General features: G+C 59.4%; 10 protein-coding genes. All 10 read left to right on the top strand.

The features are described 5' to 3' along the window. The first annotated feature begins 2 nt into the window (after positions 1-2). The 10 genes from HY011_10745 to HY011_10700 all read left to right on the top strand — a co-directional run bounded on the left by HY011_10745 (position 3) and on the right by HY011_10700 (position 17,577). Positions 3-629, top strand: coding sequence for a GNAT family N-acetyltransferase (locus HY011_10745; GenBank protein ID MBI3423403.1), 627 nt, complete (start codon positions 3-5; stop codon positions 627-629). Positions 630-775: 146 nt separating this feature from the next. Then, entirely contained in the window at positions 776-2,197 is a 1,422-nt protein-coding gene (locus tag HY011_10740) for a DUF1501 domain-containing protein (GenBank protein ID MBI3423402.1), read from the top strand. A 59-nt stretch (positions 2,198-2,256) separates the two neighbouring features. Next, positions 2,257-2,541 (top strand): DUF433 domain-containing protein, encoded by a 285-nt coding sequence (locus HY011_10735; GenBank protein ID MBI3423401.1) that lies wholly within the window; start codon positions 2,257-2,259, stop codon positions 2,539-2,541. Next, positions 2,538-2,954, top strand: a complete 417-nt coding sequence (locus tag HY011_10730; GenBank protein MBI3423400.1) for a hypothetical protein — start codon at positions 2,538-2,540, stop codon at positions 2,952-2,954. Before HY011_10735 ends, HY011_10730 begins: the two co-directional genes overlap by 4 nt. A 135-nt stretch (positions 2,955-3,089) precedes the next feature. Further along, positions 3,090-5,558, top strand: a complete 2,469-nt coding sequence (locus tag HY011_10725; protein ID MBI3423399.1) for a leucine-rich repeat domain-containing protein — start codon at positions 3,090-3,092, stop codon at positions 5,556-5,558. 245 nt (positions 5,559-5,803) lie between these two features. Next, positions 5,804-6,616, top strand: a complete 813-nt coding sequence (locus HY011_10720; protein MBI3423398.1) for a DNA alkylation repair protein — start codon at positions 5,804-5,806, stop codon at positions 6,614-6,616. 4 nt (positions 6,617-6,620) lie between these two features. Beyond that, on the top strand, positions 6,621-7,454 hold the full coding sequence (locus tag HY011_10715) for an SGNH/GDSL hydrolase family protein (protein MBI3423397.1): 834 nt from the start codon (positions 6,621-6,623) through the stop codon (positions 7,452-7,454). Between the two features lie 733 nt (positions 7,455-8,187). Then, complete coding sequence (locus HY011_10710; GenBank protein ID MBI3423396.1) at positions 8,188-15,219, top strand: tandem-95 repeat protein; 7,032 nt, start codon at positions 8,188-8,190, stop codon at positions 15,217-15,219. Between the two features lie 138 nt (positions 15,220-15,357). After that, positions 15,358-16,137, top strand: coding sequence for an SDR family oxidoreductase (locus tag HY011_10705; GenBank protein ID MBI3423395.1), 780 nt, complete (start codon positions 15,358-15,360; stop codon positions 16,135-16,137). Between the two features lie 168 nt (positions 16,138-16,305). Beyond that, positions 16,306-17,577: an acetylornithine deacetylase/succinyl-diaminopimelate desuccinylase family protein gene (locus tag HY011_10700; GenBank protein ID MBI3423394.1), complete on the top strand. Its 1,272-nt coding sequence runs from the start codon at positions 16,306-16,308 to the stop codon at positions 17,575-17,577. The last annotated feature ends 90 nt before the right edge of the window (positions 17,578-17,667 follow it).

The raw sequence follows: 17,667 nt of genomic DNA, 5'->3' as shown, positions 1-17,667 counted from the left end.
CAATGAGCGCCAATGTCTTCCCCGCAACCATCGAAACCGAACGCTTGCTGTTGCGCGCGCCGCAAGCCGGCGACGGTGTCGCAGTGAACGCTGCCATCCGCGAGTCGTTCGCCGAATTGCACCAATGGATGCCGTGGGCGCGGGTGTTGCCAAGTGAAGCGGAGACGGAAGCATTTTGCCAGGAAGCCGCAGCAACGTTTGCAACCGGCGCGGGTTTTCCGCTCTTTGGTTTTTTGAAAGAGTCCGGCACGTTCGTGCTGGCGACAGATTTATTCGTGCACGATTGGGCGGTGCCAAAATTCGAGATCGGTTATTGGTGTCGCACGTCAGCGCAAGGACGCGGGCTGGTGACCGAAGCGGTGCGCGCCCTCACGCGCGTTGGTTTCGAGACATTGAAAGCCAATCGTATCCAGATTTGCTGCGACGCGCGCAACGTGCGCAGCCGCCGGGTGGCCGAACGCGCGGATTATCGGTTGGAAGCGACGCTGCGCAACGAACGCATTGCGGCGGACGGCGCGTTGCGCACGACGCTGCTGTTTGCGCTGTTGCCGGATGAATTCATGCGGTACGGGAGCGGTAGCGACCGGGTTGTTCGACAAGCTGGCAGCTTGTCGAAGCGTGGTCGTTAGTCCATTAGGTTGACAGCCGGAACTTCGACAAGCTGGCAGCTTGTCGAACATACAAGCGACTTGGCACCTCCGCGTGCGCGCGAGTCGGAAGCGCCAGGCCGCTACCGCTCCCTGTACCGCATTAGAGATGCAACGGAGAAAAAGCTATGAATGAGACGCTCGAAACCTTGCGGCGCAGCACGCGCCGCCACTTTTTCAAACAGACTGGCTTCGGCCTCGGCGCAATGGCGCTGTCGTCGCTGCTGGATGAAAAGCTGTTCGCGCAAACGCGCATTCAGCAGTTTGCACCGAAAGCCAAGCGCGTGATTTACCTGTTTATGGCGGGCGCGCCTTCGACGATTGATTTGTTCGACAACAAACCGGTGCTGCGCAAATACGACGGCCAGCCCTGCCCCGAAGAGTTCACCAAAGGCGAACGCTTCGCCTTCATTCAAGGCACGCCGAAGCTGCTCGGTTCCCCATTCAATTTCAAACGCTACGGCAAGTCTGGACAGGAAATCTCTGACCTGTTGCCGCATCTGGCGAGCCACGCGGATGAAATCGCGATCATCCGCACCATGCACACGACGCAATTCAACCACGCGCCCGCGCAGATTTTCATGAACACCGGCCACCAGATTCCGGGCCGTCCGAGCATGGGCGCGTGGCTGCAATACGGTCTGGGCAGCGAGAACCGCGACCTGCCCGGCTTCGTCGTGCTCATCAGCGGCGAAAACAACCCCGACGGCGGCAAGACCTGTTGGGGCAGCGGCTTCCTGCCGACGCAACATCAGGGCGTAGAGTTCCGCTCGAAAGGCGAGCCGGTGCTTTACGTCAGCAATCCCGACGGCGTATCGAGCGCGACGCGGCGGCAAACGCTAGATGCGTTGCGCGATTTGAATCAACTGCAACAGCAGGAAACCCTAGACCCCGAAATCAACACACGCATCTCGGCCTATGAACTCGCCTTCCGCATGCAAACCAGCGTGCCCGAACTGACCGACATCAGTAAGGAACCCGCAGCCATTCACGAAGCCTACGGCACACGGCCCGGCGAGACCTCGTTCGCCAACAACTGCCTGCTGGCGCGGCGGCTGGTCGAACGCGGCACGCGCTTCGTGCAGTTGTATCACTGGGGCTGGGACACGCACGGCAACAGCGTCGGCACCGACATCGTCTCCAAGCTCCCGCGCCTCTGCCGCGAAGTAGACAAACCCATCGGCGCGCTGCTGACCGACCTCAAACAACGCGGCCTGCTCGACGAAACCCTCGTCATCTGGGGCGGCGAATTCGGGCGCACCCCGATGAACGAAGGCCGCAGCGGCTCCAAACTGCTGGGCCGCGACCACCACCCGCGCGCCTTCGCCATGTGGCTCGCCGGCGGCGGCATCAAGGGCGGCGTCACGGTCGGGGAAACGGATGAAATTGGCTACAACCCGGTCGTTGACCCCGTGGATGTGCACGACTTGCACGCGACGATTTTGCGGCTGTTGGGCATCGAACACACCAAGCTGACGTTCAAGTTTCAGGGGCGTGAGTATCGGTTGACGGATGTGCATGGAAATGTGGTGCAGAAGTTATTGGCGTGAAGTGGTGTAGGTTCACTGTCGTGGTCAAAGATCAAATTCATCGGTAGAATGCGTGCGCTATGAAAGCAAAGAAACTGATTCGTGAAATGGTGGGCGGCGAGCTGTATGAATACTACGCGGTCAGCCGTCATATTGTGATGGCGCCGGGTGTATGCGGCGGGCGTCCGACCTTCAAGTACACGCGGATCGATGTGCGACATGCGTTGAAGCTGTTGGCTGCGGGGCGCACGGTGGAGCGAGTCGCCGAAGGCTATCAAGTTCCCGTGGCAGCGGTGAAAGAAGCTTTGGCATTGGCGGCCAAAGCCTTCGACCAACAAAGCAAGGAATTGGCCGCACAAGCATGATCGTCCTTGATGAAGAGTTGCAGGGCCTGGGATTGGAAGCCGCCATCTCAACCTGGTATCGCGGCCCGGTCGTTCTCATCAAAGCTCTGCGGCCCGGCACGATCATCAAAGACGAAGCCATTCCCGCGCTCTTACGCCAAGCCAAACACCCGACGTTTGTCACGATCAATCACAGCGATTTCTGGCGGCGGGCCGCTGCCGAAACGGCCTTCTGCATGCTTTGCGTGAAACTCACGGCTGACCAAACTGCCGAGTTACAGCACTTGCTGCGGCGCTTGTTCAAACTTGCCGAATTCAAAACCAAACGCACGAGGATGGGCAAAGTCGCCTTGGTCAGCCAGCGCGGCGTGCAGTATTACAACGTCGCCAGTGAACTGGTTCATATTTTCGGCTGGCCTGTCGTTGAGCGTTGATACCGGCCAGCAGTTGCCTACACATCCAGCGGAAACGCCCAGACCGTCCACCGCAACAGGAGGAAGCCAGAAGCCATGCCGAAAAAGACCACCCGCCAGACCAAACCTTCCGCTAGTACAGCTACGTCCGCTCTGATGGCAGAAGCGGAAAGGCGGATTGCTGAGGCTGTTAAGCAGAAAACCACTGAGTTGAATTTGGCTGGTCTCAAATTAACAAAAGTACCTGCCGCGCTTGGATCATTACGACACCTTAGAGGCCTCTACCTCAATAGCAACCATCTCCAAAAGGTTCCCAACGAACTACGCGGATTTCGTCATCTTGAAGCACTTGATTTGAGCGTGAATCTATTGAGAGAAATACCTACTTGGTTGGGCGAGTTACGGCAACTTCAACATCTTGTATTGAGTGGGAATCCAATTGGGAAAATTCCAGGATCACTAGGCAAGTTACAGGAGCTTCGAACTCTCTATCTCAGCGACAATGAACTAAACGAAATTCCTGCCACGCTGGGAGAGTGCACTAAGTTGACGGAACTCTACTTACATGGAAATCCTGATATAGGTATTCCAAGAGAGATTCTGGGGCCAACGTGGGTGACAGTTCATTTCCTACACCAAGGGCCACCTGCAAACCCAGCAGAAATCCTCAACTACTACTTCCGTCCCAAACGTCCGCTGCTCGAATCCAAACTTATCCTTGTCGGACGCGGCGAAGTCGGGAAAACCTCACTGATCAATCGCCTCATTCACAACACCTTCGGCAAAGAGCAACAGACCGATGGCATCAAGATTACGCGCTGGGATGTGCCGCTGCCGCACTGCCCAGACCAGGCGCATCTGAACGTCTGGGATTTTGGCGGGCAGGAGATTATGCACGCGACGCATCAGTTCTTTCTGACGCGTCGCAGCCTGTACTTGCTGGTGTTGAGCGGGCGCGGGGGCACAGAGGATCAGGACGCCGAATACTGGTTGAAGCTGATTGAGAGTTTCGGCGGCGCGTCGCCCGTGCTGGTTGTGCTCAACAAACAGCACGAACATCTCTTCGACGTGAACCAGCGCCAGTTGCAGGGCAAATATCCGTTCATCAAAGGCTTTATCAAAACCGATTGCGCCGACCGGCTGGGCTTGGACGAATTGCAGCGCCGCATTTGCGAAGAGATCAACGCGCTGCCGCATTTGCGCGATGGCTTCCCGGCGGAATGGTTCGAGGTCAAAGACAAGCTGCCCCGGACGCGCAAGAGCTTCATCAGCTTTGACGAATACCGCAAAGCCTGCCGCCGCTGGAAGGTGAAATCCGAAGCCGAGCAGAACCTGCTGGGGCGTTACCTGCACGATCTGGGTGTGATGCTCAACTTCCGCGAGGACGCACGCTTGTACGATACACACGTGCTGAAACCACAGTGGGTGACCGAAGGGATTTACACGATCCTCAATTCAGCGCTGCTGGCCGGGCAGAAAGGCGAACTGCGCTTGCGCGATCTGCAACGCATCCTGCCCGCCAAAGAATACCCGGTGAACATGCACGGCTTCGTGATGGATTTGATGAAGAAGTTCGAGCTGTGTTTCACCTTCCCCGACAGTGACACGCATTACCTGATCCCCGAACTGCTCGACATTCAGGAGCCGGAAGCGGCGAGCGAATTTGATCCGGCCAAATGTCTGAACTTCCGCTACGAATACGAGGTGCTGCCCGAAGGCCTGCTGCCGCGCTTCATCGTGCGCACGCACGGCTTGATCGAAGACGAACACCGCTGGCGCACCGGCGTAATTCTGCGCTTTGAAGAAGGCCGCGCTCTGGTCAAGGCCGATGTGGTGGACAAGAAAGTCTTCATTCACGTGACAGGCAGGGCGGAAGCGCGGCGGCGCTTGCTGGGAATTATTCGTTCGGACTTTGAGCGCATCCACAACGACCTGAAGTTCAAACCAACCGAACTGGTTCCCTTGCCTTCCCATCCTGACTTCTCAGTGCCATACAGGAAGTTGCAAGTCTTGGAGGAGAAAGGGGTCGCCAACTTTACTGAAGTCATTGGTGATGAAGTGATCGAGGTAGATGTGCAACAACTGCTCAATGGCGTAGACCTCGAAGGCAAGCGCCGCCGCGAATCCCGGCGTGAAGCCTTGGCGGAAATGCGCGAGGAATCCATCCGCGTGTTTATCAGCTACGCACACAAAGATGAGCAGCGGTTCCGCCTAAAACTGGACCCGTATTTGAAAATCATGCAACAGCAAGGGCTGATCACAGCTTGGCATGACCGCTTGATCAAACCTGGCGCGGAGTGGGCCAACGTTATAGATGCTAACCTGGAACAAGCGAAAATAATCTTGTTGCTGGTAAGCGTGGACTTTATGGCTTCGGATTATTGCGTTGAAGTTGAATTGAAACGCGCGCTGGAACGGCATGAGAAAGGCGAGGCGCGCGTGATTCCGATCATCATTCGTGATGTCAATTGGCGTGACGCGCTGTTCGCCAAGCTGCAAGCGTTGCCAAAAGACGGCAAGCCAGTGGATTTGTGGCTGAAGAAAGATTCAGCTTGGCGCAATGTAGCGGATGGGATCGAGAAAGTTGCCCGCGAGTTATGGAAGCAGAAGCAAGCACGCCGCTGATTTGTGTCGAAGCCCAAGCTTAGTCCCCGGCAGAAGCGCGCAGCAGAACAGTATCGCGACAGTGATGGAGCGGAAACTTGGGCAGCAAACCTACCGGAACAATATCGTGGCACACGACCGCCGCTCCATCACTGTCGCGGTACCGTTCCGGCACTGCGCGCCTTGATGGTTTTGACTATAGAGCATTCTTGGCGCGAGCTTGACGCATAAGGCATAGACACGAAAAATGCGGCGGGCAAAAAAGTATGACCGATTCACCGAAACGCAAAGGCGCACGCCGCATCAACGAAATCCCGCCCGACGTCCTGGCGCAATTGAACCGGGGCGAGTTGGCGACGGCCAATTTGGTCGAGTGGCTGGCGCTGGATCAAAGGCTGTTGTTGCAGGCAGTACTGCCGGAGCTTGGCTTGCAGGCGGCCATTCCCGCTACACTGGCGGCCATTGCGCGGCTCAAAAAGCCAAGCGCGGCGCAACTCATTCCGGTGATTGGCCGCGCCTTGCTTCCGGTGGTCAAAGCGCAAGCCAAACGTAAATCCAGCTTTGCCGGGCTGGCGGCTCATCCGTCGGATGTGGTGCGCAGTTGGGCCTGTCACGTGGTCGGCGGCGATGCGGAATTGCCGCTCGCGCAAAAGCTCGACGCCATTCGCCCGTTTGCCGCCGATGCGCATTTCGGCGTGCGCGAAATCGCCTGGATGGCGGTGCGCGATGCGCTGGCGCGTGAACTGTCAGCGGCGATTCGTGGGCTGAGCGCATGGGCGACGGATGCGGACGAAAACATCCGCCGCTTTGCCAGCGAGGCGACGCGCCCGCGCGGCGTGTGGTGCAAACACATTGATGCGCTGAAGAAGAATCCTGAACTTGGCTATCCGATCCTGGAACCGCTGCACAGCGATCCGGCCAAATACGTGCGCGATTCGGTGGCGAATTGGCTGAACGACGCCAGTAAATCGCAGCCTGGTTGGGTAGAAGATGTTTGCACTCATTGGGCTGAAACTTCGCCGACCAAAGAGACGGCGTATATTGTGAACAAGGCGTTACGAACGATTCGGAAAGGTTGATTACATGCGCTACTTAAAACCGCTCTCCAAACTTTACTTGTTGGCCTTCACGCTGCTGGCCGTGCTTGTGCCCGTCACGACGCAGCAGGCTGCGCAAAAGGCTGTGCCTGTCCGCCGCGTGCTATTCATTGGCAATAGCTACACCTATTTCAACAACCTGCCACAGATGCTGGTGGGCTTGGCGCAAGCGGCCAAGCCTGCGCAACCGCTGGAAGCGGAAATGGTGACGGTGGGCGGAGCAACGCTGAAACGCTTATGGGAAGAGGGCCAGGCGCTCGCCGCGATTAAACGAGGCGGTTGGAATTATGTCGTCTTGCAAGAGCAAAGCACGCTCGGCAACGCTCCAATCGTGGATGGCAAGCCGCAGATTGCCGACCCGAAAACCTTTCACGAATATGCGCGGCTGTTCGACGCCGAGATCAAAAAGGCGGGGGCACAAACGGTTTTCTATCTGACCTGGGCGCGGCAGAACGCGCCGGAAACACAGGCGCAGTTAACAGCGGCCTACACATCCATTGCTAAAGAGTTGAACGCGCTGCTCGTGCCGGTCGGCTTGGCCTGGGAAGCGGCGTTGCAGAAACGGCCAGAGCTGGCGCTGCATATTGCGGACAAGAGCCACCCAACGGCAGTGGGGACGTATCTAGCCGCCTGTGTGTTTTACGCGACGTTGTCTGGCCGCACGCCGGCGGGTTTGCCAAACGCGGTGACAGGCGCCTTGATTGAAACCACTGGCAAAGCGAAAGAAGGACCGCCCGGCGAATTGGCACGCTTGAACATGGCTGAGGCAAGTCTGTTGCAAGCAATCGCTTGGGAGACGGTCAAGGCGCAACGGAAGTAGCGGGTCTTTTATTAACGCGCACACCGCAGCAAGGTTCGGTTTGTGACGCCTTTGGAGGAGTGGCTCAGCTTTGTAAAGCGTTCAAGCAACCCAACCCAAGGGGATGGTATCAAAGGCCCGTCGTTTCAGTTGCAGTACCCCAAAAACCACAAGCCCCGTAACGTTCCGCACTGCTAAGTTATTGCAGTAAAACCACTGGAAAGAAATTTTTGTTGACTGCCAAGCGCACAGAGCATTAGATTGACGCCGCCCTGCCTGAGAGGTTTCCAGCGTTCCCAGGGCATATGACGATCCCTAACTCCACTAGCTTTGTGTGATTCCAATCAAGACCCCTGGTGCAATAATTCAATCTATTAGCCGAATTCGCCCGTTTTGAAGTCTGTTCGCAATTCCCTATCAGAGTATTTTTGGTTGAGGTCGGTGAAGGGCGCACCGTTGCCGCGCGATGTTTAACTGCTCGCTATCACCCTATCGCATTTTTCCATTCATTCGCTGTGCTCGGCAGCCGCGTGCGGCGGCCAGCCATAGCTTCTTTTCCCGGTATTCACGAAGCGCTTCACCAGCCCAGTAATCCGGACTTGTTATTTGCACACTGGGCATAGCTGTTTATCCAGCCTATGTCCAGCGTATGTTTGACGTGGAAGGCTGCCCGTACAGTCCTCCCCCCAACGACCTGACCTGAATCACCTGACTTGGATCAGAAGATAGATTTCGGTTTATCTGGAGGTGCCTTATGTCGTTGCCCAATCGCGGCCTCTCTTTGGTGCAACTGTTCAATGCTCTATTCGTGAATCGCCGTGCGGCGCTGCTGGTTGGTTTGTTTGCTTGCGCGCTGTGCTTAAGCGTACTGCCCTCGGTAGGGGCGCACCGCAGCAAGCTTTTACCGTCCATCAGCCTGTCTACGCAACCAGCGTTAACTCAAGCGATACAACCAGATTTGGCAGCCGGCACGAACGCAGGGCCAGCTTCTCTATCCGCCAAAGCCGCTTTTCAGATACAGCCCTTGGTTGCCGTCTCGGCGGCGACGTTCGAGGCGGGCGCAGTGGCGGCGGATTCTGTCGTCGCGGCATTTGGCGCGAATTTGGCGACGCGCGTTGAAACGGGTACCTCGGTGCCGCTGCCGACTTCGTTGGCGGGCACGACCGTGCGTGTACGCGATAGCCAAAATACCGAACGGTTCGCGCAGCTTTTCTTTGTGGCGCCGACCCAAGTCAACTTCGTCATTCCGACCGGCACGACCCAGGGCGAAGCGACCATTACGATCATCACAGGCGAAGGCATCACTTCGGTGGGCCGCTTGCAAATTGCGCGTGTGTCGCCTGGCATTTTCACGGCCAATGCTTCAGGCAAGGGCTTGCCAGCGGCCATTATCCTGCGCGTGGCGGCCAATGGAACCCAGACGACGCAGCGCCTGGCCCGCTTTGAACCCGATCAAAACCGCTTTGTGCCGGAACCGATTGATTTGGGCACGGAGGCCGAACAGGTCTTCATTATTATGTTTGCCACGGGTGTGCGGGGCCGCGCCAGCGTCAACGATGTGAGTGTGCGGCTGGGCGGTTTGGAAGGCGCGCCGAATCTGCCAGTCACTTTTGCCCAAGCGCAGGGCACGCTGGTCGGCGTAGATCAAATCAACATCGGCCCCATCAATCGCGGCGACGTGCGCACGCGGCTGGCCGGACGCGGGCTGGTCAATTTCTCGCTCGCGGTGATTGATCCGACCACCGGCACGCAAAAGCTTTCCAACACAGCCGAAGTCGAAATTGCCGGGTTGCGGCTAACCACGCCGCCGACGGTGGGCGAACCAACCCAGCAAACCTTCCTGGCCGGTCAGAATGTGGTCATCACGGGCGGGCCTTTCCTCGCAGGCAATCTGGTGGACAATCGCGTGCGCATTGGCAGCCAGCAGGCGCAGGTCATCTCGGCGGCGACGGATCGGTTGACCGTGCAACTGCCCTTCGGCATTCAAACGGGCCGGATCACCGTCAATACGCCGAGCGGCGAGGCGACTTCGACCAATCAATTGCAGGTCGGCACTTCGGTCAGCGGCATTGTCGAAACCAGCGACCGGCAGCCCCTGGGCGGCGTGCTCGTCAAGGCGCTGGTCACCAACGAACAAACCACCACCAAACCAGACGGCTCGTTCATTCTGCCGATCAATCTGACGACGCCGCCGAATACGTTTTTCACGACGCTGCTCATCACGCCCCAAGGTGTGCGCGGATTTGAAACCCACGGTTCGATCTCCCAGCGTGTCGAGGTCAACACGAAGCGGGACAACCGCCTGGCCGCGCCCATTTCGCTGACTTCGCCCAATGGCCGCAGCAGCGGCCTGGGCAATGCCATCACGCTCACGCTGCCGGTTTTCCCGTGCGGCGGCGATCAAAACGCCACGGCGGGGGATGTCATCTTCACCTTGGAAGCGGGCGCGGCGGCGCAATTCCCCAACGATGCGCTCACCAATCAAATCACGCTTTCGCAAATCCAGAATTGCCGCACGCCGAAACCGCTGCCTGCGAGCATCTACAGTTCGCGCATCGTGCAATTGACGCCGCTGGGCACGCGCTTGAATCCGGGCGGGCAATTGAGCTTCCCGAATTCCGACAACCTGGCGGGCGGCACGCAACTGACGCTCTACCGGCTGGATCAGCGCAGCGACAGTCCGACGCTCGGTTCGTTTATCGAAGCGGGCACGGCGACCGTCAATGGCCCGCGCATTGAAACGGGCTTCCGCGCCATTACGGAAGGCGGCATTTATTTCGTCGCCCTCTCCACCTCAAACATGACCAGCGTGACGGGCCGCGTGGTCGAACGCATCAGCGATACGGTGAGCCTGCCGGTGATCGGCGCGATGGTACAGGTGCGCGGCCAGGCGGGGTATACCGATGGCGATGGCGCGTTTGTCATTCGCTATGTGCCGGTGAATTCCAGCAACGATAGTTTGATGGTCGAGGCGCGTCTGCTGCGGCCCGATGGACGCGCGGACAGCGTTTTGCGCACGGTCAGCGGCGGCGTCATCAAACTCGGCGGCGTGACGGCGCTGACGCCCGATCTGTTCTTTGCCTCGCTGTCGTCGCCCGCCAATCGCGCGCCGTCAGCAACATCGCAAAGCGTGACGCTGGATGAAGACACGACGAAAGTCATCTTCCTGCAAGCGGGTGATCCGGACGGCAATCCGATCCGCTATGTTTTGACGCAGCCGTCGAACGGCACGCTCAGCGGAGTTGCGCCGAATCTGATTTACACCCCTAATCCGAATTACAACGGCACGGACAACTTCACGTTCAAGGTCAATGACGGTAAGGCCGATAGCAACACCGCCGTCGTCGCCATCACGGTCAACCCCGTCAATGACCCGCCGGTGCTGATTGTGCCGGGGCCGCAAACGGTCAAGAAGAACACGAACCTGACTTTTGAGGTTTCGGCCACCGATGTGGATACGGGCCAGACGGTTTCGATCACCGCGCCCGCGCGCCCGGAAGGCGCGAGCTTTATCGAATCCACGCGCCGCTTCACCTGGACGCCCAATTGCCGGCAGGCGGGCAGTTACACGGTGACATTCGTCGCGGTGGATAGCGGCAGCCCGATTCCGCTCAGCGACACCAAGACGGTGCAGATCACCGTCACCGAAGACAATTGTCCGCCGTCGCTGATCCTGCCCGCGCCGCCCACGGTCAATGAAGGACAGACGCTCGCTTTCACCGTCACGGCGGTTGATCCTGAGGGCAACACCGTGACGCTGTCGGCGGCCAATCTGCCTGCCGGTTCGAACTTCACCGCGAGCACCGGCCAATTCACCTGGACACCCAGTTGCACGCAAGCGGGCGGCTATCTGCCCAGCTTCACGGCGACCGACAACGGCAATCCGGCGCGCAGTGAAACGCGCACCCTGGCCATCACGGTCAACAACGTCAGCGTGCCACCCACGGTGAGCACGCCGCAGGACACCTACAACATCTCTGAAGGCCAGCAGGTCGTGTTCACCATCACGGCCTTGCAAGGCTGTCCCAATCAGAACCTGACCATCAACACAGGCAATCTGCCGTCCGGCTCGGTGTTGGGCGAACTGGTTCAGAACGGCCCGCGTGTTTCGCGCGAGTTCCGCTGGACGCCCAACTTCACGCAATCGGGCACGTATCCGATCACCTTTACGGCGGCGGATGGGAACGACGCCAACGCGATTTCAACCAAGCTGGTGACGATCAATGTGGTGGATTTCAACCTCGATCCCCAGGTGAACGCCCCGGCGACGCCGTTGACCGTCAACGTCGGCCAGCAACTGATCTTCAACGTCAGCGCGACCGATCCGGACGCCAGTCAAACCGTGACGCTGACGGCGGCGGGCGTGCCGGCGGGCGCAACGTTCAACACCGCGCCGGGCAATCCGGCGACGGGCACGCTCACCTTCACGCCGAACTTTGCGCAGGTGACCAACTTCACCGTGACCTTCACGGCGACCGACAACGGCCAGCCGCAACGCACGGTCAGCCGTCAGGTCATCATCATTGTCAGCGGCGAGTGCGATCCGCTGCTGACCGTGCCGGGCATCGTGAACGCGGTCGAAGGGCTGCCCGTCAGCTTCACTGTGCTGGGTGCGCCGAAATGTCCGGGACAAACGGTCACGCTGAGCGCAACCAATTTGCCGCCACGGGCCACCTTTGTCGCCCAAACCGGCGAATTCAACTGGACGCCCAACATCGGCGAAGCGGCGACTTACACCATCACCTTTGCGGCGTCGGACAACAGCACGCCGCCGCGTGTGATCACGCGCCCGGTGATGATCACCGTCGCGGCCAATCGCGCGCCGCTGGCGGCCTCGCAAACGGTCACGCTCGACGAAGACACGCCCAAGGCGCTCACGCTGGTGGCCAGCGATCCTGAAAACCAGACGCTGACCTACAGCATTCTGCAAGCGCCGCAACACGGCACGCTGACCGGCACGCCGCCGAATGTGACCTATAATCCGACCGCCAATTTCAACGGCCCGGATGCGTTCACCTTCAAGGCCAATGACGGGCGGCTCGACAGCAACATCGCCACCGTGTCGCTGACCGTCACGCCGGTCAACGACGCGCCGGTCGCGCAAGGCTCCAACATTGCGATCAGCGAAGACGCGCCGGGCAATCTCATCTTGCAGGCAAGTGATGTAGATGGTGACCCGCTCACCTTCACGATCACCAAACAACCCAGCAATGGCACGCTTTCCGGCACGGCGCCGAATCTGATTTACACGCCCAACCCGAACTTCTTCGGCACGGATGAAGTCCGGTTCCGCGCCAGCGATGGCAAGACCAACAGCAATGAGGCCGTCATCGGCATCATCGTCACGTCGGTGAACGATGCGCCGACCATTACCGTGCCCGGCCCGCAAAGCGTCATCACCGGCCAACCGGTCAGCTTCACGGTCACCGCCGCCGACGTTGACGCGAATGACACGCTGACGCTGACCGCGACCAACACACCAGCCGGTTCGACCTTCACGCAAACCAACGCGACGACAGGTCAATTCACCTGGACGCCCACCGAAGCGCAAGCGGGTAGCTTCACCGTGACCTTCGCGGTCAGGGACAACGGACTGCCCATGCTGAGCGCAACCAATACCGTGACCATCGTTGTCAGTCCGCAAACGACGAACATCACGATTGACGCGCCCAGCCAGCTCAACGCCACCGAGAATCAGCAAGTGAGCTTCACGGTGTCGGCGGCGGGCGGCACACAGGGACAACCCTTCACGCTGAATGCGACGGCGGGCTTGCCCCAGGGCGCGGTCTTCCCCGCGCAAACCAGCAACGGCTCTTCGATCAGTCAGACCTTCACCTGGACGCCGGACTTCTCGCAGGCGGGCACCTTTGACATCACCTTCACCGCCACACGCGGGGTGACGGCCAACAAGGTCGTGCGCATCATCGTCGCCAACGTCTGCCGTCCGCCGGTCTTGACGGTACCGCTGGGCACGGTCAACGGCAGCGAAGGTCAACCGTTGACGTTCAATGTCTCGGCGACCGATCCGGACACGGGCGAAACGCTGACCTTGACCTCGCCCAATCTGCCGGCGGGCGCAACCTTCCCGGTTGCCACCAGCACGAGCGGCACGATTCAACAGGCGTTCAACTGGACACCGGCGTTCAACCAAGCGGGCAGTTACACCGTCAGCTTCAACGTGACCGACAACTGTTCGCCGGCGCAGCAAAACGACACCAAGACGGTTTCGATCAGCATCGCCGATGTGAATCGCGCGCCGGTCGCCAATCCGCAAACCGGCACGGGCCGCGTCACGACGCTGCAAAACACGCAGGTCAACGTGACGTTGACGGGCAGCGATCCCGACAACGACACCATCTCGTTCGCCGTCCTCACCACGCCGCAACACGGCTCGCTGTCGGGCAGCGCGCCGAATCTGAGCTATACGCCAGCGAACAATTTCAGCGGCACCGACTCGTTCACCTTCAAAGTCAATGACGGCAAGGTGGACAGCCCCGCCGCGACGGTGGAAATCGGCGTCACCTCCGTTTGCCAAGCGCCGGTGCTGACCGTGCCGGCGAATCAAACGATCAACCTGACGATTCCGCAGGATTGCGCGACCAATCCGGTCGCCCAGCCGGTGACCTTCAACGTCACGGCGACCGATCCCAACGCGAATTCCGTCATTACCCTAACCGCGCAAGGTTTGCCGTCCGGCGCGACCTTCACGCAAACCAACACCAGCGGAGCGGCCGCCGCGGGCACGTTTAACTGGACACCGAGTGTGTTCAACGAAGCGCGCACTTTCACGGTCACCTTTACCGCCACCGGCAATTGCAATGCGCTGGCCATGACCAAGACCGTCAATCTCTCGTTGACGATCCCCAGTTCGCCCGCGCGTTGGCAACCCACCAATTTGCCGAAACAAGGCACCGTCATCACCCTGCTCAACAACGGGACGAACCTGTATGCCGGGCAGGCGGGCGGCGGCTTCTACCTCTCGACCAACAATGGCGAAACCTGGCCGCGCGTAGACCAGATGGGCCTGACCAGCACTGAAATTCGCGCGCTAGTAGTGAAGACGGCGGGCACCACGACGACGCTCTTTGCGGGCACACCGGGCGGTGGCGTCTATCGCTCCACCGATAACGGCATCAACTGGACGCAGGTCAACAATGGGCTGAGCAACAGCTTTGTCCGTTCATTGGCGGTAGCCAGTAACGGCACGGTGTTCGCGGGTACCCAGGGCGGCGGTATTTTCTTCACCACCAATGACGGCACCAGTTGGGCGCAAGTCAATGGCGGCCTGGGTGATCTGGGCATTTACGCCTTAACGGCGGCGGGCACTGATAACAATGCGCGCATTTATGCGGGCACTGAAACCAATGGCGTTTACACGCTGTTGGTCAGCGATCTGGGCGGCGCCAGCCCCACCTGGGCGGCGGTCGGTGCGGGCCTGCCGACAACCCGCGTGCAGGCGCTCGAAGTCAGCCCGGATGGCAACACACTGTTTGCGGGTTTCAACGGCAGCGGCGTCTATCGCACGACGTTGTTGGGCGCCGCCAACTGGAGTTCGATCAACATCGGGTTGGATAACCAGACCGTGAACGATCTGCACTTCGCGGGCAGCAATCTCTATGCGGCGACCGATAGCGGCGTCTTCCGCTTCAATGCGCAAAACGACACCTGGGGGTTGCTCAACGATTGCCTCCCGTTCAGCCGCATCACGTCGCTGGCCAACAGCGGGCAAACCACGAAGCTGTTTGCGGCCACGGATGATGGGCGGGTGTTCATTCGCCCGCTGTAACAACGGGCCGCATCACTCAATTGCCAAGGGCGTGTCGCAAACAATTGCGACACGCCCTTTTTCTTTGTCCTCCGCTCAAACGCATCTGTTTATGTTAAAGTCCGCCCCAACCATTTCTCTTCCATAAGGACGCAACACATGAATTTTGAAACCCTCTTTCGGCTGGACAACCGCACTGCCGTCGTCATCGGCGCGGGTTCCGGCATCGGCCAGGCCGGCGCACAAGCCCTGGCCGCGCAAGGCGCGTTTGTCTATTGCGCCGACAACCGTTTGGAGGCCGCCCAGACCACTGTCCAAACGCTGCCGCAAGGCACGGCGCTGGCAGTGAATGTGACTGATGCCGTCAGTGTGCGCGCGCTGTTTGCAACCGTGCTCGCTGAACGTGGGCAGCTCGACGCAGTGGTAACCACGCCCGCCATCAACGTGCGTAAACCGCTGCTCGAATACACCGACGATGAATTCGATCGCGTCATCAACGTCAATTTGAAAGGCACCCTCATCGTCTTTCGTGAAGCAGGCCGTTTGATGGCCGCCCAAGGCAGCGGCAGCCTGCTCGCCATCTCTTCGATCCGTTCGCAAGTCGTCGAGCCGGGCCAAGGCGTTTACGCCGCGACCAAAGCGGGCATCGTCCAACTCGTGCGCGCCCTCGCCGCCGAATTGGGGCCACGCGGCGTGCGCGTCAATGCCATCGCCCCCGGCGTCGTCGAAACACCCCTCACTGCGCCGATCAAAAACAATCCCGACTGGTACGGCGCGTATGCCGCCAAAAGCGTCTTTAACCGCTGGGCGCGGCCGGATGAAATGGCGGGCGCGATTGTGTATTTGAGTTCCGACGCGGCCAGCTACGTCACCGGCTCAGTCTTATTTGTGGATGGCGGATGGACAGCGGCGGATGGACGCTTCGCACCGCCGTTGTAAGGACTCACGCGAGGGCGCGGAGTTTGGTTTGTCATTGTTCATTTGTCATCGTTCATTGTTCATTTGTCATTGCTTGACCTGACTGCCCGAAGCAAAGGCCACCCACAATCTCAAATCTCAAATCTCAAATCTCAAATGGAAAATGCGCCTGCCGCGAACCAAGCGATTATGCTGACCCCAACCGAAACAACCGTACTCGCCCGCATTGACGGCCTAGCCGACGAACTGATCGTCTTCCTGCAACAGCTCGTCCGCATCCCGACCGTCAATCCGCCCGGCGCAAACTACGCCGACTGCGCCCAGTTGATCGGCAACAAGCTGCGCGAGTTCGGCTATGCAACGCAGTACGTCACGGCGGAAGGGTTGCCCGAATGCACGCCGCAACATCCGCGCGTCAATGTCATTGGGCGGTTGAACGGGTTGGCGGCGTGGCCCACGTTGCATTTCAACGGCCATCTCGATGTCGTGCCGCCGGGCGCGGGCTGGACGGTTGAGCCTTTCGCCGCCGTGATTCGTGATGGACGCATTTACGGACGCGGCGTTACTGACCAAAAAGCTGGCATTGCGGCATCCATCTTCGCCGTCGAAGCCATCCGCCGCGCGGGCATCAACCTACACGGCGCGGTCGAGCAGAGCGCCACCGTAGATGAAGAGAGCGGCGGCTTCGCGGGTGTGGCCTATCTGGCCCAACACGGCATCTTCCGGCGCGAAGCACTGGATTACGTCATCATCACCGAACCGCTCGATTATGACCGCATCTGCCTCGGCCATCGCGGCGTGTACTGGTTCGAAGTCGTCATGCACGGACGCACCGCGCACGGCAGCATGCCCTTTCTCGGCGTCAGCGCGATTGAGCAGATGGCGCGGTTTATCGCGCAACTCGAACGCGAGCTAAAACCTGCGCTGGTACAGCGCCAAACCCGCATGCCCGTCGAACCGCCGGGCGCACGCGCCGCGACGTTAAACGTCAACGCCATCCACGGCGGACAATCACTCGACACGCCGCAAACGCCCTGCGTCGCCGATCTATGCCGCGCCATCTTCGACCGCCGCTTTTTGCTGGAAGAAAACTTGGCTGAAGTGCGCACTGAAATTCACGCCGTGCTGGCTGACTTGCAACGGCACGATGCGGATTTGCGCTATGAATTGAACGACCTGATGATTGTGCATCCAACCATGACCGCGCCGGATTCGCACTTGGTCGCGACAATGGCGACGGCCATCCAATCCGCCCTTGGCAAAACGCCGCCATTGATTGCCAGCCCCGGCACTTACGATCAAAAGCATTTCGCGCGGCTGGCGGGCGTAGAGCAATGCATCGCCTATGGCCCCGGCCTGCTCAACCTGGCGCATCAGCCTGATGAATACTGCGAGATTGAACATTTGATCCAAGCCTGCAAAGCAATGGCGCTGGCGACGCTACGACTGTTAAACGCCTAGTCTTCGCACGAAGACACACAAAGGGGACACGAAGCTGAATCAGCAACTCTTCGTGTCCCCGCTGTGTGTCTTCGTGGGAAGAAAACTGGA

The sequence above is a fragment of the Acidobacteriota bacterium genome, assembly GCA_016196035.1.
GTDB lineage: Bacteria > Acidobacteriota > Blastocatellia > RBC074 > RBC074 > JACPYM01.
This window is presented reverse-complemented; position numbering and strand designations above follow the sequence as displayed.